Below are 19,573 nucleotides of genomic sequence, written 5' to 3'. Positions count from 1 at the left end.
CGTGTACGGAGACGACATCGCATCGGTGCTGATCACCGAAGACGAGATCAAAGCCAAGATCGAAGAACTGGCCGAGATCGTCGCGAAGCGATACCCGCCGGATTCCCCCGAGGGCGACCTCCTGCTGGTCTGCGTGCTCAAGGGCGCGATCTTCTTCATGACCGACTTCGCCAGGGCACTGCCGATCCCCACCCAGCTCGAGTTCATGGCCGTCTCGTCCTACGGCTCGTCCACCTCGTCCTCGGGCGTCGTGCGCATCATGAAGGACCTGGACAAGGACATCGCGGGCCGCAACGTGCTGATCGTCGAGGACATCATCGACTCCGGTCTGACCCTGTCCTGGCTCAAGCGCAACCTGTCCACCCGCAACCCGGCCTCGCTGGAAGTGGTGACCCTGCTGCGCAAGCCCGACGCGCTGCGCACCCCGGTCGACGTCGCCCACGTGGGCTTCGACATCCCGAACGAGTTCGTCGTCGGTTACGGCCTCGACTACGCCGAGCGCTATCGCGACCTGCCCTTCATCGGCACGCTGGACCCGAAGGTCTACTCCTAGTCCACCGGCGCGAAGGCGCGCAGGACCGTCTCGACCAGGGCATCGGCGAAGGACGCGTCCAGCGTGCCGGAGCGCGGCAGCCAGCGCTGGGTGATCGGTCCGTAGAGCAGGTCGACCACCAGATCCAGGTCGGCGTCGGCCCGCAGTTGTCCGGCGCGCTGCGCCGCGGCCAGCCGCCGGACCTTGGCCGCGTGCACCGGCTGTTCCAGTTTCTCGCGATAGAGCGCGGCCAGCGTGGGATCGTTGATGACCTCGGTGAGCACGGCGCGGATCGGCGCGTCGAACGCGGGATCGGCGAATTCGGCGACCGTCGCGCGCAGCACGGTCTTCAGGTCGGCCGCGATGTCACCGGTATCCGGCAGCTCGACGCCGCCGCCGTCGGGGTTCTCGCTCTGCGCGAGCAGGGCGTCGAAGACCACCGCGCCCTTGGACGGCCACCACCGGTAGATCGTCTGCTTGCCGACCCCGGCGCGCGCGGCGATGGCCTCGATGGTCAGCTTCGCGTAGGCGGTCTCGCCGACGAGTTCGCGGGTCGCGGTCAGGATCGCCGACCGGGACCGTTCGCTGCGGCGGGCGCTGTCCGGGGTTCGTGCCATGGGCGCGAGTCTAGCCTGAAATAAAACGAGACGTTCCGTCTTGACAATCGCACGATCAGGGCCCATCCTTGTCGTCATAAGCGAGACGAACCGTCTCGTCGCACTTGAAGGAGGCTCGCATGACCCGCGCAGACAACGAAGCCCGCACCTGGTTCATCACCGGCGCGTCGCGAGGACTCGGCCGGGCCTTCGCCGAGGCCGCCCTCGCCGCCGGTGATCGGGTCGTCGGCGTCGCCCGTGATGTCACGCCGCTGGCCGACCTGGTCGCCGCCGCCGACGGGCGACTGGTCACCTTCGCGCTCGACGTCGCCGATCGCGCGGCCGTCTTCGCCGGCGTGCGGCGGGCGTTCGACGCGTTCGGCCGGCTCGACGTGGTCGTCAACAACGCGGGCGGCGTGGTGCTCGGCATGCTCGAGGAACTCACCGAGCAGCAGGCCCGCGACCATCTGGACGTCAACTTCTTCGGCGCGTTGTGGGTGAGCCAGGCCGTGGTGCCGCTGCTGCGCGAGCAGGGGTCCGGCCACATCCTCCAGGTGTCCTCGATGGGGTCGGCGGGCGGCTTCGCGGCGACCGGCGTCTACAGCGCGGGCAAGGCGGCCCTCGACGCGATGAGCGAGGCGCTGGCCATGGAGGTGGAACGGTTCGGCATCGCCGTCACCATCGTGCAGCCCGGCGGCTACGAGACCGGTCTGTTCACCACCGGGCTCACCATGACCGACCAGCACCCGGCCTACGCCCCGGTCCGCGCCTGGCTCGAGGAGATGTGGAGCGAGTCGAAGGACGCCGACCCGGGCGCGGCCGCGGCCGTCGTCATCCGCCTGGTGGACATGGACGCGCCGCCGAAGCGGATCATCCTGGGCGACGCGGCCTTCGACATGGTCGCCGACCTCGGCGCGGCCCGCACGGCCGAACTCGCGAAGTGGGAGGAGTTGAGCCGTCAGGCGGGCTGAGGCCGGGTGCCGACCACCCGCAGCAGCGCGCGGATATCGCCCTCGATGGCGCGGAACAGCGCGTAGCAACCGGCGAAGCCCAACGCCCCGCCCACACAGATGGCGCGGAGCAGGGTGGTGGTCGACAACAGATCCGGTATCGGCAGGAAGGTCGCGCTCGCGATCGCGAGCAGGGGAATCGACGCGGCCGTCATGAGATAGCGGTGACAGTGCCCGACCAGCCCCGTCAGCGCCGCGCCGTCGGCGCGGAAGTCCTGTCCGTGGTGCACGAACAGCGGGTAGACGCAGCGCGTGAGATAGAGCGTGATCAGGAAGAACGGGTAGGTCATCGCGATGGCCGCGCTGATCGCCGCCGCGATGAGGAAGTGCACCGCCGTGCGCACGGTCAGGCCGTTGCCCGTCAGCGCGATCGTGACGGCGAAGACGACGGCCGCCGACAGCCACAGAACGACCGCCACCGCGACGGCCTGATTGCCGAATCGCAGGCAGTCGCGCCGGGCGCGGTCGAGCGCGCCCGGCGAGCACCGCAGGCCCGCCCGTAATCGCCGGGGCACGATCAACAGCCGCCGGGCCAGGTAGATCAGCGTCACGGCGCCCATCGAGAAGAAGAGCACGTTCGTCACGCCCGCGACCGTCAGCAGGGTCGACCTGGTGCCGGGGTCGAGCCGGTCGACGATCAGCGCGGTGTTCAGCCGGGCGTTGTAGAGCGCGGCCAGCAGGTTGGGGAGCGCGATCGACAGCGCCAGGATGGGAAACAGGTACGGGCGCAGCCGGGCGCGCAGGCAGGTCGGCGGCGGGTCGACGAGGTCGCGGGCGCGCGGGTCCAGACAGAGGTCGAACTGCGCGGCGAGGACACCGCCGTCGGGCCAGCGATCCGCGCGGTCGGCGGCCAGGCAGGTCAGCAGGACCCGGCGCAGCGCGGCGGGGCAGTCGGCGGGCACCTGCGCGAGCGCGGCGGCGGTGATGCCGTCGTCGCGACGTTCCAGGGCGGCGTCCAGGGCGATCTCCGGGCGCAGCTCGTCGAGCNCGGCGGGGCAGTCGGCGGGCACCTGCGCGAGCGCGGCGGCGGTGATGCCGTCGTCGCGACGTTCCAGGGCGGCGTCCAGGGCGATCTCCGGGCGCAGCTCGTCGAGCGGGACGGTGGTGTCGTCGAAGGGTTTGGCGCCGGTGAGCAGTTCCCACAGCAGCACGCCGAGGGAGTAGATGTCGGCGCGGGTGTCGAGGTCGGCGGCGGTGCGGTCGTAGCCGGGGTGGCAGGCTTCGAGCTGTTCGGGGGACATGTAGGCCAGTGAGCCGCCGAAGTAGGACACCGGGTCGGTGTCGGTCGAGCGACTGAAGCTGATGTTGAAGTCGGCGAGTTTGGGGATGCCCTCGGCGGTGAGCAGGACGTTGGCCGGTTTCACGTCGCGGTGCAGGACGCCGTTGCCCGTCGCGTGTCGCAGGGCGGCGGCTAGCCTGCTGCCCAGCCAGGCGACCGTTTCCGGCCAGCTCAGCCCGGCGATCTCGGTGCGCACAGCCGAGTCGGTGGGGCGGATCTCGCCCTTCTCCTCCATCGCCGTGTCGACGGCGTCGAGCAGCAGGGCGCTCGTGCGCTCGGCGGGCGGGGTCGCGCGGACCCAGCGCAGCACCCCGAGCAGGGTGCCGCCGGGCAGGAACTGCATGTACAGCAGCCGCAATCGCGGTGAGCCGTCAGCGGGCGCGTCGAGCACCTGCTGGTCGAACACGCGCACGATGTAGTCGTGGTCGAGCTGGGCCAGCGTCTGTGGCTCGCTGCCGGTGTCGGCGGAGATCTTCACCGCGACCAGCCGCTGCATCGATCGCTGCCGGGCCAGGAAGACGCGGGCGAACGCGCCGGACCCGAGCTCGGTGAGCAGGTCGAAATCGCCGATCCTGGTGCCGACCGCGATCTGGTCGAGTCCGCGCCGATCGGTCGGATGCGCCGCGCCGGTGCGGTCGAGCGCGGGTCTGGTCGCCTCGACGGTGCGTGTGGAGCTCACGCCGGGGGTACGGACGCGACCGTCGGGTGGTTCATCGCGATCTCGGAGGACCCGCGCGGGGGTAGCCGGACCCGGTCACCCGCAGCAGCGCGCGGATATCGGATTCGATGATCCGGAACAGCACATAGGAGCCGACGAAACCGATCATCCCGCCCACGCAGATCGTGCGCAGCGGGGTAAGCGTGGTCAGCAGATCCGGGACCGGCAGGAATGTCGCGCTGGCGACGACCAGCAGCGGAATCGACGCCGCGACCACCAGGTACCGACGGCACCGGGCGGCCAGTGCCGTCAGCGAGCCGCCGTCGTCGCGGAAGTCCTGGCCGTGGTGCAGGAACATCGGATAGACGCAGCGCAGCAGGTACAGCGTGATCAGGAAGAACGGGTACGTCATCGCCACGGCGGCGCAGATCGCGGACACCAGCAGCAGGTGCACCGCGGTGCGGACCGGCAGGTCGCCGTCCGCGACGCCGATGGTGATCGCGTAGATCACCCCCGCCGCGACCCACAGCACGAACACCACCGCGATGGCCAGATGGCCGAGTCGCAGACAGTCCTGTCTGGCCAGTTCGAGAGCCCGGGGCGGACAGTGCCGTCCGGTGCGCAGCCGGTGCGGGATGGTCAGCAGTCGGCGCCCCAGATAGATCAGCGTGGCGCCGCCCGCCGAGAAGAAGATCAGGTTGGTGAGGTCGGCGACGTCGCGCTGAGTGGCGCGGGTGGCGGGGTCGAGCCTGCTGTGGATCAGGGTCGTGTTCAGCTGTCGCTGGTAGTAGGCGGCCAGCACGTTCGGGATCGCGATCGACAGCGCCAGGAGGGGAAACAGGAACGGCCGCAGTCGGATTCGCCAGCTGTTCGGTGGCGGGTCGACGAGGCCGCGCGCGTGCTGATCCAGGCACAGGTCGAATTGGGCGGCCAGGATCGCACCGTCGGCCCACCGCTCGGCGCGGTCGGGGGACAGGCAGGTCAGCAGGATGCGGCGCAGGGCGGCGGGGCAGTCGGCGGGGACCTGGTCGACGGCCGCCGCGGTGGCGCCTCCGGCCCGGCGCTCCAGGGCAGCGTCCAAGGCGATCTCCGGGCGTAGGTCGTCGTCGGGGACGGTGGTGTCGTCGAAGGGTTTGGCGCCGGTGAGCAGTTCCCAGAGCAGCACGCCGAGGGAGTAGATGTCGGCGCGGGTGTCGAGGTCGGCGGCGGTGCGGTCGTAGCCGGGATGGCACGCCTCGAGCTGTTCCGGCGACATGTAGGCCAGTGAGCCGCCGAAATACGAGACCGGACTGGTGTCGGTCGAGCGGCTGAAGCTGATGTTGAAGTCGGCGAGTTTGGGCACGCCCTCGGCGGTGAGCAGCACATTCGCCGGTTTCACGTCGCGGTGCAGGACGCCGTTGGCCGAGGCGTGCCGCAAGGCCGACGCCAACCGGCTGCCCAGCCAGGCGACCGTTTCCGGCCAGCTCAGGCCTGCGATCTCGGTGCGCACGGCCGAGTCGGTGGGGCGGATCTCGCCCTTCTCCTTCATGGCGGCGTCGACCGCGTCGAGCAGCAGGGCGCTCGTGCGCTGGGCGGGTGGCGTCGCACGGACCCAGCGCAGCACGTCGAGCAGGGTGCCGCCGGGCAGGAACTGCATGTAGAGCATGCGCAGCCGGGGCGAGCCGTCGGTGGGATCGTCGAGAATCTGCTGGTCGAACACGCGCACGATGTAGTCGTGGTCGAGCTGGGCCAGCGTCTGTGGCTCGGTGCCCGCGTCGGCGGAGATCTTCACCGCGACCAGCCGCTGCATCGATCGCTGCCGGGCCAGGAAGACGCGAGCGAACGCGCCCGTGCCGAGCTCGGTGAGCAGCTCGAAGTCACCGATCCGCGCGCCGACCTCGATCCGGTCGAGCCCACGTCGGTCGGCCGGGTACGCGGTCTCGAGCGCGGGCCGGGTCGCCTCGGTCGTGCGTGTGGAGCTCACTACGGGTGGTACGGCCGCGGGCATCCGCAGGGTTCATCCCGGCGGTCAGCTCACGACCCGCTCCAGCGCGGCCAGGTCGGCCTCGAGCTGACGGAACAGCAGGTAGGAGCCGACGAAGGCGACGATGCCGCCGACGCACAGCACCCGGACCGCCACGATCACCTGGGTGATGTCGGTGGGCGGCAGGAAGGTCACGCCCGCCACCGCCAGCAGGGGGACCGACGCGGCGACCGCCAGGTACCAGGTGCACCGACGGCTGAGCGCGCGCAGCCAGATGGCGTCGTCGGTGCTGATCTCGCCGTGCCGCAGGAAGATCGGGTAGATGCAGCGGACCAGGTAGAAGGTCACCAGGAAGAACGGGTAGGCGACCGCGATCGCACCGCAGACCAGCAGCGAGGCCAGGAAGTGGATGACCGCGTGCGCGGGCACATCGCCCGAGGCCAGGCGCAGGGCGATCGGGAAGGTGATGCCGGACAGGGCCCACAGCGAGAACGCGACGACCACCGCGCGGTCGCCCAGGCGCAGGGTGTCGTGTCTGGTGCGGCGTAGCGTCGCCGGGTCGTAGCGCTTGCCGTGGCGCATGCCCCGCGGCACCGACAGGACGAATCGGGCCAGGTAGATGAGCAGGACGGTGCCCGCGGGGAAGAACACGAGGTTCACCCCGGCGGTGATCACCACGAACGATTGCTGCGCGGTCTCACTGAGCCTGCTCACCACCAGCGTCTGGTTGTGCACGATGTTGTACCAGGACGCCAGCGCGTTCGGGATGCCGATGGCGATCACCATCACCAGCAGCGGCAACCGGCGCAGCATCATCCGCCAGCTCTTCGGCGGCGGGTCGACCAGGTCGCGGGCACGCTCGTCCAGGCACAGGTCGAACTGCTTGGCCAGCACCGCGCCGTCGGGCCAGCGGCGGGAGCGGTCGGGTTCCAGGCAGGTCAGCAGGACCCGGCGCAGGGCGGCCGGGCAGTTCGCGGGTACCCGGTCCAGCGCGGCCGCGTCGACGCCGCCGGTGCGGCGTTCCAGCATGGCCTCGAGGGTGGTCTCGTCGCCGCCGCCCGCGGCCTCGGCGGTGCTGTCGTCGAAGGGCTTCGCGCCGGTCAGCAGTTCCCAGAGCACGACGCCGAGGGAGTAGATGTCGGCGCGGGTGTCGAGGTCGGCGGCGCTGCGGCCGAGCCCGGGATGGCAGGCCTCGAGCTGTTCGGGCGACATGTACGACAGTGAGCCGCCGAAATACGACACCGGGCTGGTGCCTGCGACGGTGCGGCTGAAGCTGATGTTGAAGTCGGCGAGTTTGGGCACGCCCTCGGCGGTGAGCAGGACGTTGGCGGGCTTGACATCGCGGTGCAGCACGCCGTGCGCGGCCGCGTAGTCGAGGGCTTCGGCCAGCCGCCTGCCCAGCCAGGCCACGGTCTCGGGCCAGGTCAGGTCGGCCAGTTCGGTGCGCACGCTCGAGTCGGTGGGGCGGATCTCGCCCTTCTCCTCCATCGCCGTGTCCACCGCGTCGAGCAGCAGCTTGCCGCTGCGCTCCTCGGGTGGGGTCGCGCGGACCCAGCGCAGCAGGCCGAGCAGCGTGCCGCCGGGCAGGAACTGCATGTAGAGCAGCCGCAGGCGGCGGGCCGCGGACGGCGCCGAGTCGGTGTCGAGCAGCTGCTGGTCGAACACGCGCACGATGTAGTCGTGGTCGAGCTGGGCCAGGGTCTGCGGTTCGGTGCCGCGGTCGGCGGAGATCTTCACCGCGACCAGCCGCTGCATCGAGGTCTGCCTGGCCAGGAAGACCCGCGCGAACGCGCCGGCACCGAGCCCGGTCAGCAGCTCGAAATCACCGATCCGCTGGCCGATCTCGATCCGGTCCAGCGGCTCGAACCGGCCGGGTCCCGACGCGTCGGCGGTCGCCGCGGCGGTGGCCGCAGCGGTCGCTGTCGCGGTGAGATCGAGCTCGGGCGTGGTCACCTGGGTAGTACGACGCGACGCGGGCGGTTGGTTCACCGTCGGGTCGGGATCGTCGGTGCGGTGAGTGCTCTGCTCGAGCTCATCGGTGTTGAGCAGACCACGCAGACTCGGCGCCTGATCCGGATATTCGCGCAGGCAGTCGCGAGGGTCGACGCGTTCGCCGCTGTGCCTGCGGATGACGAATTCCTCGAAGACCAGCCCGGCGGGCAGGGTCGTGCGCGCGAGTTCGGGGAACTCCGCGCAGTAGTCGGCCAGGCGCTTGCGAGCGACGGTCTCGCCGGCGTGCTGCAGCCACCGGTGCCGCAGATCGACGCGGATCAGCTCGTGCAGTGCCTGTCTGCGCAGGGTCATCGCGTCGGGCAGGAACTCGGAGATGTCGGGCGGCCGGCCGGTCGATCCCCATGCCGCGGCGAACGCCTCGACCATGTCCGCGCGCACGTTCGTTGCCGGACCGGCGCTCGTGTCGGGCCCGTCACCGCTTCCGGTGTTATCGCTCATCCAAACCGACCTAAGGTTCGCGCGGATCGGAGCGAAATTCCTTCCGCCACACCCGACACCATCGGCCCCCGAGCCGTACCCGAATGATACTTTGCGCCTCGAGAGCAGATCACCCGAATTTCGACGACCATGCGACGGGGGCGAATCCGCACATGCACGATGACCTCACAGCGGTAGCATGGGAGTCCGTCGACGACGACGGCGTGACGGACGCTGAGGTGGCGATGAACTCTTCCCGCCCCCCCGCCGACGAATACCCCATCGGCGGCCCGGCTGCGGCGCTGGCTGCCCGGGTACGCGCGGGCACGATCACGCCCACCGACGTGGTGACCGAGGCACTGACCCGTATTTCCTCGGAGAATCGCAAGATCAACGCGTTCACCGTCGTGCGCGCCGAACAGGCGCTCGCGGAGGCGCGTGAGCTGACCGACCGCGACGAACTGGACGAGCTGCCGTTGGCCGGCGTGCCGGTCGCGGTGAAGCAGAACATCGAGGTCACCGGGGTGCCGACCAGGACCGGTTCCGCCGCGACCGCGGCGGAACCGGCGTCGGCCGATCATCCGGTGGTGGCCCGGCTGCGCGCCGCGGGCGCGATCGTCGTCGGGGTGACCGCGATGCCCGAACTCGGGCTGTGGGCGACGACCGACGAGGACGGGACCGTCACCCGCAATCCGCGCGATGTCGGCCGGTCCGCCGGTGGGTCCTCGGGCGGGGCGGCCGCCGCGGTCGCCGCCGGACTCGTGCCGATCGCGCACGGCAACGACGGCCTCGGTTCGATCCGGGTGCCCGCCGCGGCGTGCGGTGTCTTCGGGATCAAGCCGGGTCGACAGGTGGTGCCCGCCGAGATCGGCGTCGACTCCTGGGGCGGCATGGCCGAGAACGGGGTGCTCGCGACGACCGTGTCGGACGCGGCGCTGGCGCTGTCGGTGCTGGCGGGCCGATCGGATCTGGCCGAGCTACGCGCGCCCCAGCGACTACGCATCGGACTTGCCGTGGCTCCGCCGTCGCGACTGGTCCGGGTGGATCGACACTGGACGGCGGCAGCGCGCACGGCGGGTGCGCGCGCGGCGGCGGCCGGTCACCTGGTGGAACCGGTCGAGCTGCCCTACGGCGACGCGGCGCTGATGATGCTGCTGCGCTGGCCCAGCGTCGGCCTGGGCGATGCCGCCCGGCTTCCGCACCCCGACCTGCTGCAACGCCGTACGAAGCGGCATCTCGCGGTGGGCAGGCTGATCCGGCGGCTGCGGTTGGTGCGCCCGGACCAGGTCGACCGGACCGAGGCGAGGCTGGTCGACTTCTTCGAGAACTTCGACGTGGTGATCACCCCCACGCTCGCGGCGCCGCCGCCCAAGGCCAAACAGTGGAGTGGGCGCGGCTGGACCGCGAATGTCCTCGGCTCGGTGCGCTACGCGCCGTTCACCGGCATCTGGAATCTGGTCGGCTGGCCCGCCGCGTCGGTGCCGATGGGCACCCATCCCGAGGCGCACACCCCGCTCTCGGCGCAGCTGGCCGGTCCGCCGGGCAGCGAGGCCACCTTGCTCGGCCTCGCCGCCCAACTGGAACTGTCGAACTAGACCGCGATCGGCTGCGGCTGCGGCTGCGGTTCGGAGAACCCGCCGTCGACGGCGCGACCGGCGAATTCCAGGATGGTGGGCCTGGTGTCGTCGGCGCGCCACGCCACCGCCAGCTCGCACGGGGTGAGTCCGGCGACCGGACGCGCGGTCAGACCGGGCCAGCGGTACATCGGCACGTTGTTCTCCGCGAGCAGGCACACGCCCAGGCCCAGGCTCACGGCCTCGAGCTTGTCCTCGGGGGTGGCAGCCTCGGCGCCGATCTTGGCGGCGCGGCCGCCGCGGGCGTCGTTGCCGAGCCAGAAGTCACGGACCGCGCCCGCCTCGGTCGGCAGGGCGACGAACGGCTCGTCGAGCAGATCGGCGAACTCGATCGTCTCCTGCTCGGCGAGCGGGTGGTTCTCGGGCAGCAGCACCCAGCGCGGCTCGGTGCGCAGCACCTGCCAGCGGTAGCGGTTGGGGTCGGGCAGCGGCAGCCACACCAGGGCCAGGTCGGCCTGGCGGCCCGCCAGGCCACTGGACGGGTCGTTCCAGGAGGCGGCGTGCAGGGCCAAGCGGTGGCCGCTGGCGCTCTCCAGGTCGTTGAGCAGGCCGCGGCCGAGGGCGGACTGGATGCCAACGCGCAGTACTTCACCGGCTTCCTGCAGGGAGACGTTGGTCACCTCCCACAGCTCCAGGATCTTGCGTGCGCCTTCGAGGAGTTCCTTACCGGCGACGGTCAGGGCGACACTGCGCTGGTTGCGGTCGAACAGGACCACGTCGAGCTGGCGTTCGAGCTGGCGGATCTGGCGTGAGAGCGTCGGCTGAGCGATGTGCAGCCGCTGAGCGGCGTTGGTGAAATGCAGTTCCTCAGCGACGGCGACGAAATACCGCAGATCGCGCAAATGCGGGTCCATAGCACCTTGCTATCAGAATCGGTCGGGAAATTCCAGCCAAAACGGGCAAGGAAGTTCGCGTAGGTGGATCAAAACAGTCACCAGGTTGGTATCGCACAGCATATGGCCTGACATGGTGCGCTGCATCATTGAGACGTCATTTGTGTGCGATCGACCGGCCGTGCTCGGCCGGCGCGGGTTTGCTGGGCGGTTGACCAGCGAAAATGCGTCGGGACTCACACGAACCGGCGCGCTGTGGCGTGCGCCGGAGCGGTCGCGGCGAGCGGGAAAACAGACCGCTGACCACTGTCCGCGCAGGAAAGCCTGGCGCGCAGTGAGTTTCGTCACAAACAGGTTTCGGTGTGTGGAATCCGGCCGCCGCGACCCGTGCGCGGGCGGCCGGATGGCGGCCACTCAGCTCTCGCGAGCACGCTCCTCGTAGGCCCGCCGCGCCGACGTGTCGACATCGCCGAGGAAGACCGTGCTCGACCCCAGCGCCCGGCCGAGCGCGTCGCCGACCGCCTCGGGCAGCAGGTTCACGAACCGGGACAGATACCCCGCGAACGCCGACACCCGCACCTTGGACCGCGGCGACCCGATCAACCCCTCGATCGCCGCGGCGATCTGGTCCGGTTCGGCCGGCTGCAACAACCAGTTGGTCTGCACCCCGGCGCCCAGCTCGGTCTTCGTCAGCGTCGGCAGCACCGCCGAGAAGCGCAGACCCGACCCGCGATACTCCTCGCGCAGGGTGTCGGTGAAGCCGAGCACCGCGTGCTTGCTGGCGTTGTAGGTCGCCAGCCCGGGGATGTGGGTCTCGCCGGCCAGCGAGGCGATGTTGATGACGTGCCCGCGCCCACGCGGCAGCATCCGCGCCAGGCCCAGCTTGGAACCGAGGATCACGCCGTAGACGTTGATCTCGAGAATCCGGCGGGTCACCCGGTCGGGCTCGTCGACGAGCAGGCCCGTCGGCATGATGCCCGCGTTGTTGATCAGCACGTCGATCGGGCCGACGGTGCGCTCCACCTCGTCGAGGAAGGCCTCGAACGAGACCGGATCGGTCACGTCGAGGGCGCCCGACAGCGCGAAATCGCCCGCCGCCTTCACCGCCGCCTCGTCGATGTCACCGATCGCCACCCGCGCGCCGTGCTCGCGCAGCCGTGTGGCCGTGGCGAGTCCGATGCCGCGGGCGCCGCCGGTGATCACGACGACGAGATCGCGGACCGCCGTGCTCATTTGCCGCTCTTGAGTCGCCACACCGCGGGCAGGTCGATCCGGCGCAGGCCGCGCGCACCGGCGACCCGCATCGCACTCACCATGACGACGAGCTTGTTCATGTCGTACGGGTACCAGAACAGCTCTTTGCTCATGGTCGGCAGCTTCGGCTTGGTCATCGCCTGCGCGCGGCAGTACTTGCGCACTCCCGCCGCCCCGCCCCAGCGCGCGCCGACACCGGACAGACCCCAGCCGCCCATCGGCATCGCCGGGTTGAACAGGTTCGAGAACACGTCGTTGATATTGACCGCGCCCGCGTTCAGCTGCCGGGCCACGCGTTCGCCGCGCGCCTTGTCACCGGTCCACACCGACGCCGACAGGCCGTAGCTGGAATCGTTGGCCAGCCGGATCGCCTCGGCCTCGTCGGCCACCTTCATCACCGGCAGCGTCGGGCCGAAGGTCTCCTCGGCCACGCACGACATCGAATGGTCGACGTCGACGAGCACGGTCGGCTCGAAGAAGGTGCCGACCCCGGTGCGCTTGCCGCCGGTGGTCGCCCGCGCGCCCGCCGCGATCGCCTCGTCGACGTGGCGCTGCACGATCCGCACCTGGTTCTCGTTGGCCAGCGCGCCCACGTCGTTGTTCGATTCCCGCCCGTCCTCGCCCTGGCGCAGGGCGGCGACGGCGGCGGTCAGCTTGGTGACGAACTCGTCGTAGACCGGCGCCTCGACGTAGACCCGCTCCACCGAGATGCAGACCTGTCCGGCGTTGAACATGCCGCCGAAGGCGATGCCGTGCGCGGCGCGGTCGATGTCGGCGTCGGCCAGCACGATGGCCGGGTCCTTGCCGCCGAGCTCGAGGCTGTAGGGCACCATCCGCTCCGCGCAGGCGGCCGCGATCTTGCGGCCGGTCGCCGTGGAGCCGGTGAACTGGATGTAGTCGGCGTTCTCGACGACAGCCGCGCCGGTCGCGCCCGCGCCGGTGACCACCTTGAACACCGGCGGCGCGCCGATCTCGGCCCAGCCGCGGGCCAGCTCGACCGCCGACAGCGGCGTCACCTCCGACGGCTTGAGGATCACCGCGGCACCGGCGGCCAGCGCCGGGAACACGTCGATCGCGGGCATCGCGAGCGGGAAGTTCCACGGCGTGATCACCCCGACGACCGGGTACGGCCGGTAGGCGACGGTCAGCGACTTCACCCGGGCCAGCGGGCTGTGCGGGGAGGGATGCTCGTCGGCGAGGAACTTGCCCGCCCGGCGCGCGTAGTAGCCGAGGAGGTCGACGGCGAAGGCCGGGTCGATGAGCGCGTCGACGCGCGGCTTGGCGGTCTCGGATTGCAGGACCGCGGCCAGGTGCTCGGTGTTGTCGATGAGCCAGTCCTGCATCTTCAGCAGCCACTTCTTGCGGCCCTCGGGCCCGATGGCCTCCCATTCGGGCTGGTAGAGGCGTAGTTCCCGGACCGCGGCCGCCACTTCGTCCGGCGCCACGATCGGCACCGAGCCGGTCTGCTCGCCGGTTGCCGGATTGCGCACCGCGATCACCTGGGCGTCGGCCGCGGCGGTCTGGTCGAGTTCGGTCACTGTCGTGCTCCCCACTGCGTTGTGTGAATCAGTTCACCATCTATCAGCCTGGCACAATGAGAGCGCGGATTCTTGGCCGTTCACGTCAACGAAATCGGGTCTTTTGGTGTCTGGAGAACAAATCAGCGAACAGGTGCGCGGCTGGTTCGCCGAGTTCGTGTTCGATCTGCTGCGCACGCAGACCATGGATCGGATCGTCGCCCGGCTCGACGCGGCCGTGCTGGCCGCCTCACCCGAACTCGACGACCCCGATCTGCGCCGCGACCTGGCCGCCAGCACCCGCGCGCACGCCCGGGTCGTGCTCAGCGGCCTCGCCACCGACAGCGACGACCTCATCCTGCCCGAGGAAGCGCACGTCCTGGCCAGGACGATCGCCCGCCGCGGTCTCGACATCCGGGTGCTGCTGCGCGCGTATCAGGCCGGCCTGGCCGAGACCCTCGCGGTGATGACCGAGACCGTCGACGAGGGACAGGTGCCGCCGGATCTGGAACGCACGGTCCTGCTGCGCCTGTTCGAGCGGTCGACCACCTGGATGGGGCTGTCGATCGAGCAGCTCACCGGCACCTTCATGGCCGAGCGTGAACGGGTACTGCGCGATGCCCTCAATACCCGCACCGAACTGGTGCGCGCGCTGCTGGCGGGCACCGCGGTCGACGTCGACCAGGCCTCGATCGGCCTCGGGTACCGGCTCTCGCAACGTCATCTGGCGTTTCTGCTCTGGATCGGCGACGCGGGCGGCGAGGAACCCGGCGGCCTGCTCGACCGCACCGCGAGCAGGATCGCCGCCACGCTGGGCGCCACCGGCCTGCTCACCGTCGCGGCCAGCGCCAGCGGGCTGTGGGCCTGGGCGGCGGTCGAGGACGACGCCGAGATCGCCGACCGGATCGCGCGCTGCGAGGTGCCCGCGCCGGTACGGGTGGCGTTCGGGATGCCGGGCGCGCACGTCGACGGTTTCGCGGCCAGTCATCGGGAGGCCGTCGCGGCACGGCGGGTCGCCGAGCACGGCACGGGCGCGGTCACCAGTTACCGCGAGGTCGAGATCGCCTATCTGGCCGGGATCGACACGGCCGCGATGCGCGGGCTGATCGCGCGCGAACTGCGCGGGCTCACCGGCGCCGACCCGGTCGCGACGCGGCTACGCGCGACTCTGCACGCCTATCTGCGCGCACAGCGCAGCCCGGAGGAAGCCGCGCGCGCGTTGGGCGTGCACAAGAACACGGTGCGCTACCGGATCGCCCGGGTGGAGGAGATTCTCGGACACCCGGTGTCCGAGCGCGCGCTCGCGCTGGAGGTGGCGCTGGACTGCGTCGCCGCCTACGGGGTCTCCTGAACCGCGCCGTCCCTGGCCGCGATCCGGCGCAGCGGCGGTTCGGTGGGCGGGGGGACCCGGCGATCGGGGAGCTCGGCCAGCAGCGTCGTGGTGGCCGCGGCGATGGCCGCGACGGCCTTGTCGACCGCGGGTTTGGTGGTGCTGCTCAGCCCGGAGATGCCGCCGACTTTGCGCACGTATTGCAAGGCGGCAGCGTAGATCTCCTGCTCGGTGGCGGCAGGCTCCAGACCACGCAAGACGGTGATATTTCTACACATGTCAGAACCATAGACCTGTGTGGCAGGTCACGGCAGGCCAAGAAAGGAGATTCGCTCCTAGGCCCAGGACGGCACCCGCCGCACTAGACTCGGCCCCATGCCTGCCAGGGGAGTACCAGCGCTGACCACCTTTCCCTACCCGGAACTGGACGGCCGCGAGGAAGACCACTGGTCCGGAGCCGGTGTGAGCGACGATGAACTTCGCGCGCTGGCGCTGGGCGCCTTCTACTCCACCCGCTGGGACGCCTTCCACGACGCGATGCTGCTCGGCCCCGAGCGCGAGCACCCGCTCGGGGATCGCCGCGAACTCGCCATCGACACCCTCACCGGCGCGTGGGGCATCACCGACGGCACCGAGGCGCGCGCGTCGATGGAACAGCTCCTCGATGGCATGCACGCTCCGCTCTACGCGCTGGTGCATCCGCTGGTGATGGCCTCGATCAACGCCAGCGAACGCGACCGCTTCGGTGAGCGGGCCGATCGCCATCGCGCCTTCCTACGCCAGGTCGGCTCGTTCCGCGGCATGGACAACCCCGAGGCGCTGGTCCGCGACTACGACATCTGGGCCCAGGCCATCAAGATCGGTTTCACCGACCACCTGGCCCGCCCGCTGCCCAACGACATCTCCGCCTGGGACCTGGCCCGCGTCGTCGCGGTCGCCCGGATGGCGTTCACCGCCGGCTACATCGATGCCGATGTCGCGTGGGAGTACTGCATGCGCGCCCTCGCGCCCGCCCAGCGCCGCTACCGCAACTGGCGCCAGTTCGGCGACGCCTACCTGGCCGGCTGGACCTACTGGCAGGCCACCGAGGACCTCGCCGAGCTCAAGAACGGCGGCGTCGACCGCCGGATGGAATTGCTACGGCTGTGGACCCGCCCGACCAGCCCGTGGCGCCGGATCGAGTTGAACGAGCCCGAACAGAAAACCGACACCGACGAGGGCTGAGTTCTCGCAACGTCGGCGCGTTCGCGCCCCTGAGGTCCCGCCCCGCCTCGCGGTCGGGCGGGGCAGGGCGGTCCCCGGTTACAGACTGCGCAGGATCCCGCGCCCGTAGCGCTGGAACTGGGTGTCGTCGACCATGCCTAGCGAATGCCGCTCGACCAGGAGTTCCCACTCCGCGTAGAGCTGGGAGACGCCCGGGTCGGCGGGCCCGGCCGCGCCGTCGGCGGCCTGCCTGCGCACGGCGAAGTTGACCGCGCAGGTCACCCGTTCGGTGTCGGCCCGGTCGGCGCCGGCGAAATGCAGCGTCCGGTTGCCGTCGCTGACGTCCATGCCCGAGCCGCCGTGCCTGGTGTCGATCTCGCCGGGCGCCGAGCGCGCGCCGTCGACGGTGCGGGCACCGAGGATCGCGGCCACGGCCAACTCGTGGGCGTAGCGTTCGCCGCTGCCGATGGAGATGAACAGCAGCCGGGTGGTGGTCGCCGCGAGCAGACCGGTGCCGTTGCCCGCGGGCGGCGCGGCGACGGCGATCGCGGTCTCGAGCACGTACTCGTCGGGGGTGACGTAGCGGTGCAGCGCGTTGATCGCCGAGCGGGCCTCCTTGCGCGGCGCCATCCGGCGCACCGCGCGCTCGACATCGGCCCTGACCGGCCCCGACTTGCCCCATTCCGGGGCGGGCGGGGTGAGGTCCGGCGCGGCGACGTCGATGCGCTGGGTGGCCATGATCTGGTCGTTGATCCGGTCGACGATGCCGAGCGCGGCGGGCACGTCGTGTTCGGCGATGAGGACCGGTAGCGGGGTGCGGTCGGCGGGCACGCCGGTGAGCACCGGGGTGGGGTAGCGCAGGTAGATCTCGATCACCACCGCGTCGTCGGCGCGCCGGTTCAGCCGCACCTTGAGCAGGTCGGCGATGGGAACATCGAGAACCCGTTCGCCATCGGTACCCGGCCGCAGAACGGTGAGACGTCCACTGCCGTGGCGCAGAATCGCTGTGGGTGTTCGTAGCTCGACGATGTCCATACCCCCTGCGCTGTAGTTGTGTCGTCGCCCACGATAAGGCGGGCATGACATGATTGTGGCCACTTGCAACAACGCGTTCGGAGCTTTCGGGAACCGTTCCCCAGCTCTGAACGTTGACCAGTGCAACTGCACCAGCAGCCGAACTGCGCGATGTATCGAACTAGACCGTACGCGGTAACGTGGCATGTCCGCATCCGAAACCCGCCGATCTCGACGCTTCGCTAGGCACACCCGGAGAAATAACCGGAAAGGACTGGGCCGTCCGGCCGACGCTCTATGAACCGCAAGACAGTGTTTCGCACTTTGGCGATCATCTCGGGCATCATGCTGATGATCTGGCTGTTCAGCTTCCTCAGCGATGACACGCGCGGCTGGGAGAGCGTCGACACTTCCGTGGCGCTCAGCCAGCTGAACGACAAAGCCAACGTCAAGAACGTCCAGATCGATGACAAGGAGCAGCAGCTCCGCATCGAACTGAACAATGGCAACGAGGCGACGAACAACAACACCAAGATCGTCGCCAAGTACCCGGGCGGCGGTGAGACGTCGGCGCAGATCTTCGACGCGGTGCAGAAGTCCGGCGCGAAGTACGACACGGTGGTCAAGCAGGAGAGCTGGCTGTCCCAGCTGCTGCTGTTCATCGTGCCGATGGTGCTGCTGGTCGGCCTGTTCATCTTCGTGATGTCGCGCATGCAGGGCGGTGGTCGCGGCGGCATGATGGGCTTCGGCAAGTCCAAGGCCAAACAGCTGTCCAAGGACATGCCCAAGACCACGTTCGCCGATGTCGCCGGCGCCGACGAGGCCGTCGAAGAGCTGTACGAGATCAAGGATTTCCTGCAGAATCCGGCCCGCTACCAGGCCCTGGGCGCGAAGATCCCGAAGGGCGTGCTGCTCTACGGTCCCCCCGGAACCGGTAAGACGCTGCTCGCGCGCGCCGTCGCCGGAGAGGCGGGCGTCCCGTTCTTCACCATCTCCGGCTCGGACTTCGTCGAGATGTTCGTCGGTGTCGGTGCCTCGCGCGTGCGCGACCTGTTCGAGCAGGCCAAGCAGAACAGCCCCTGCATCATCTTCGTCGACGAGATCGACGCGGTCGGCCGCCAGCGCGGCGCCGGCCTCGGCGGTGGCCACGACGAACGTGAGCAGACCCTCAACCAGCTGCTCGTCGAGATGGACGGCTTCGGTGACCGCACCGGCATCATCCTGATCGCGGCGACCAACCGCCCCGACATCCTCGATCCCGCGCTGCTGCGGCCCGGCCGCTTCGACCGGCAGATCCCGGTCGGCAACCCCGACCTGGCCGGTCGTCGCGCGATCCTGCGGGTGCACTCGCAGGGCAAGCCGATCTCGCCCGACGCCGACCTCGAGGGTCTGGCCAAGCGCACCGTCGGCATGTCCGGCGCCGATCTGGCCAACGTCATCAACGAGGCCGCGCTGCTCACCGCGCGTGAGCACGGCTCGGTCATCACCGGTGAATCGCTGGAGGAGTCGGTCGACCGGGTCATCGGTGGTCCGCGCCGCAAGAGCCGGATCATCAGCGAGCACGAGAAGAAGATCACCGCCTACCACGAGGGCGGCCACACCCTGGCGGCCTGGGCGATGCCCGACATCGAGCCGGTCTACAAGGTCACCATTCTGGCGCGCGGCCGCACCGGCGGCCACGCCATGACGGTGCCCGAGGACGACAAGGGCCTGATGACCCGCTCGGAGATGATCGCCCGGCTGGTGTTCGCGATGGGTGGCCGCGCGGCCGAGGAACTGGTGTTCCACGAGCCGACGACCGGCGCGTCCTCCGACATCGACCAGGCGACCAAGATCGCGCGCGGCATGGTCACCGAGTACGGCATGAGCGCGCGTCTCGGCGCGGTCCGCTACGGCCAGGAGCAGGGCGACCCGTTCCTCGGCCGCTCGATGGGCGTCGCGTCGGACTACTCGCACGAGGTGGCCCGCGAGATCGACGAGGAGGTGCGCAACCTGATCGAGGCCGCGCACACCGAGGCCTGGTCCATCCTGAGCGAGTACCGCGAGCAGCTCGACGCCTTGGCGACCGCGCTGCTCGAGCGCGAGACCCTGCACCGCAAGGATCTCGAAGAGGTGCTGGCCGGGGTCGAGAAGCGGCCGCGGATCACCGCGTTCAACGACTTCGGTGACCGTCTTCCGTCCGACAAGCCCCCGGTGAAGACCCCGGGCGAGCTGGCCGCCGAGCGCGGCGAGCCGTGGCCGCCGGTGCAGCCCGCGCCGGTGCCCGCCGGTGCTCCGCTGGAACCCGCCAACGGTTATCCGGCGCAGCCGCCGCAGTACG

General features: G+C 70.2%; 15 protein-coding genes. 6 read left to right on the top strand and 9 right to left on the bottom strand.

Annotation, left to right across the window (positions count from 1 at the left end; translation table 11 throughout):
• The first annotated feature begins 1 nt into the window (after position 1).
• Positions 2-553: a hypoxanthine phosphoribosyltransferase gene (hpt, locus tag V8688_RS19405; RefSeq protein WP_218720732.1), complete on the top strand. Its 552-nt coding sequence runs from the start codon at positions 2-4 to the stop codon at positions 551-553.
• On the opposite strand, the gene V8688_RS19400 is transcribed toward hpt, so the two are convergent.
• The gene (locus V8688_RS19400) at positions 550-1,149 is read right to left on the bottom strand and encodes a TetR/AcrR family transcriptional regulator (RefSeq protein WP_316573362.1); all 600 of its coding nucleotides are present in this window, start codon (positions 1,147-1,149) and stop codon (positions 550-552) included. The two genes, hpt and V8688_RS19400, sit on opposite strands and share 4 nt — an antisense overlap.
• Positions 1,150-1,268: 119 nt before the next feature.
• Between V8688_RS19400 and V8688_RS19395 the strand changes: the two genes are divergently transcribed.
• Positions 1,269-2,099, top strand: coding sequence for an SDR family NAD(P)-dependent oxidoreductase (locus V8688_RS19395; RefSeq protein ID WP_342801406.1), 831 nt, complete (start codon positions 1,269-1,271; stop codon positions 2,097-2,099).
• Here V8688_RS19395 and V8688_RS19390 read toward each other — a convergent pair.
• From V8688_RS19390 to V8688_RS19380, 3 genes are read right to left on the bottom strand one after another with little or no spacing between them, the layout of a single operon-like run.
• A complete protein-coding gene (locus tag V8688_RS19390) occupies positions 2,087-4,096 on the bottom strand; it encodes a serine/threonine-protein kinase (protein WP_342801405.1) in 2,010 nt (669 codons plus the stop codon). The genes V8688_RS19395 and V8688_RS19390 overlap by 13 nt on opposite strands.
• Before the next feature lie 31 nt (positions 4,097-4,127).
• Complete coding sequence (locus V8688_RS19385) at positions 4,128-6,038, bottom strand: serine/threonine-protein kinase (RefSeq protein WP_308248610.1); 1,911 nt, start codon at positions 6,036-6,038, stop codon at positions 4,128-4,130.
• Between the two features lie 45 nt (positions 6,039-6,083).
• A complete protein-coding gene (locus V8688_RS19380) occupies positions 6,084-8,489 on the bottom strand; it encodes a serine/threonine-protein kinase (RefSeq protein ID WP_342801404.1) in 2,406 nt (801 codons plus the stop codon).
• A gap of 224 nt (positions 8,490-8,713) precedes the next feature.
• Between V8688_RS19380 and V8688_RS19375 the strand changes: the two genes are divergently transcribed.
• Positions 8,714-10,063, top strand: a complete 1,350-nt coding sequence (locus V8688_RS19375; RefSeq protein ID WP_342801403.1) for an amidase family protein — start codon at positions 8,714-8,716, stop codon at positions 10,061-10,063.
• Here the strand turns inward: V8688_RS19375 and V8688_RS19370 are convergent.
• From V8688_RS19370 to V8688_RS19360, 3 genes are all read right to left on the bottom strand, one after another.
• On the bottom strand, positions 10,060-10,956 hold the full coding sequence (locus tag V8688_RS19370; protein WP_218720739.1) for a LysR substrate-binding domain-containing protein: 897 nt from the start codon (positions 10,954-10,956) through the stop codon (positions 10,060-10,062). The two genes, V8688_RS19375 and V8688_RS19370, sit on opposite strands and share 4 nt — an antisense overlap.
• A gap of 393 nt (positions 10,957-11,349) precedes the next feature.
• Complete coding sequence (locus tag V8688_RS19365) at positions 11,350-12,168, bottom strand: SDR family oxidoreductase (protein ID WP_342801402.1); 819 nt, start codon at positions 12,166-12,168, stop codon at positions 11,350-11,352.
• Positions 12,165-13,727 carry an aldehyde dehydrogenase family protein gene (locus V8688_RS19360; protein ID WP_218720741.1) on the bottom strand — a complete coding sequence of 521 codons (1,563 nt, stop codon included), beginning with the start codon at positions 13,725-13,727 and terminating at the stop codon, positions 12,165-12,167. Before V8688_RS19360 ends, V8688_RS19365 begins: the two co-directional genes overlap by 4 nt.
• Before the next feature lie 106 nt (positions 13,728-13,833).
• On the opposite strand from V8688_RS19360, the gene V8688_RS19355 reads away from it, so the two are divergent.
• Entirely contained in the window at positions 13,834-15,057 is a 1,224-nt protein-coding gene (locus tag V8688_RS19355) for a helix-turn-helix domain-containing protein (RefSeq protein WP_308248611.1), read from the top strand.
• On the opposite strand, the gene V8688_RS19350 is transcribed toward V8688_RS19355, so the two are convergent.
• On the bottom strand, positions 15,042-15,314 hold the full coding sequence (locus tag V8688_RS19350; protein WP_189029638.1) for a DUF2277 domain-containing protein: 273 nt from the start codon (positions 15,312-15,314) through the stop codon (positions 15,042-15,044). The two genes, V8688_RS19355 and V8688_RS19350, sit on opposite strands and share 16 nt — an antisense overlap.
• Positions 15,315-15,411: 97 nt before the next feature.
• On the opposite strand from V8688_RS19350, the gene V8688_RS19345 reads away from it, so the two are divergent.
• Positions 15,412-16,260 (top strand): DUF1266 domain-containing protein, encoded by an 849-nt coding sequence (locus V8688_RS19345; protein ID WP_218720742.1) that lies wholly within the window; start codon positions 15,412-15,414, stop codon positions 16,258-16,260.
• A gap of 78 nt (positions 16,261-16,338) precedes the next feature.
• On the opposite strand, the gene V8688_RS19340 is transcribed toward V8688_RS19345, so the two are convergent.
• Positions 16,339-17,274, bottom strand: coding sequence for a hypothetical protein (locus V8688_RS19340; protein ID WP_218720743.1), 936 nt, complete (start codon positions 17,272-17,274; stop codon positions 16,339-16,341).
• 276 nt (positions 17,275-17,550) lie between these two features.
• Between V8688_RS19340 and ftsH the strand changes: the two genes are divergently transcribed.
• Positions 17,551-19,573 (top strand): ATP-dependent zinc metalloprotease FtsH (ftsH, locus tag V8688_RS19335; protein ID WP_342801401.1); only part of this gene is annotated, 2,023 nt, incomplete at its 3' end.

This window comes from Nocardia sp. No.11 (assembly GCF_038752175.1).
GTDB lineage: Bacteria > Actinomycetota > Actinomycetes > Mycobacteriales > Mycobacteriaceae > Nocardia > Nocardia canadensis.
Note: the sequence above shows the minus strand (reverse complement) of the source record. Positions and strands in the feature narration are given on the sequence as shown.

What these genes read in the sequence shown, in the direction of transcription:
- V8688_RS19400 (WP_316573362.1), bottom strand. Translation starts at nt 1,149, where the DNA reads ATGGCACGAACCCCGGACAGCGCCCGCCGCAGCGAACGGTCCCGGTCG.
- V8688_RS19395 (WP_342801406.1), top strand. Translation starts at nt 1,269, where the DNA reads ATGACCCGCGCAGACAACGAAGCCCGCACCTGGTTCATCACCGGCGCG.
- V8688_RS19380 (WP_342801404.1), bottom strand. Translation starts at nt 8,489, where the DNA reads ATGAGCGATAACACCGGAAGCGGTGACGGGCCCGACACGAGCGCCGGT.
- V8688_RS19375 (WP_342801403.1), top strand. Translation starts at nt 8,714, where the DNA reads ATGAACTCTTCCCGCCCCCCCGCCGACGAATACCCCATCGGCGGCCCG.
- V8688_RS19370 (WP_218720739.1), bottom strand. Translation starts at nt 10,956, where the DNA reads ATGGACCCGCATTTGCGCGATCTGCGGTATTTCGTCGCCGTCGCTGAG.
- V8688_RS19365 (WP_342801402.1), bottom strand. Translation starts at nt 12,168, where the DNA reads ATGAGCACGGCGGTCCGCGATCTCGTCGTCGTGATCACCGGCGGCGCC.
- V8688_RS19350 (WP_189029638.1), bottom strand. Translation starts at nt 15,314, where the DNA reads ATGTGTAGAAATATCACCGTCTTGCGTGGTCTGGAGCCTGCCGCCACC.
- V8688_RS19345 (WP_218720742.1), top strand. Translation starts at nt 15,412, where the DNA reads ATGCCTGCCAGGGGAGTACCAGCGCTGACCACCTTTCCCTACCCGGAA.
- V8688_RS19340 (WP_218720743.1), bottom strand. Translation starts at nt 17,274, where the DNA reads ATGGACATCGTCGAGCTACGAACACCCACAGCGATTCTGCGCCACGGC.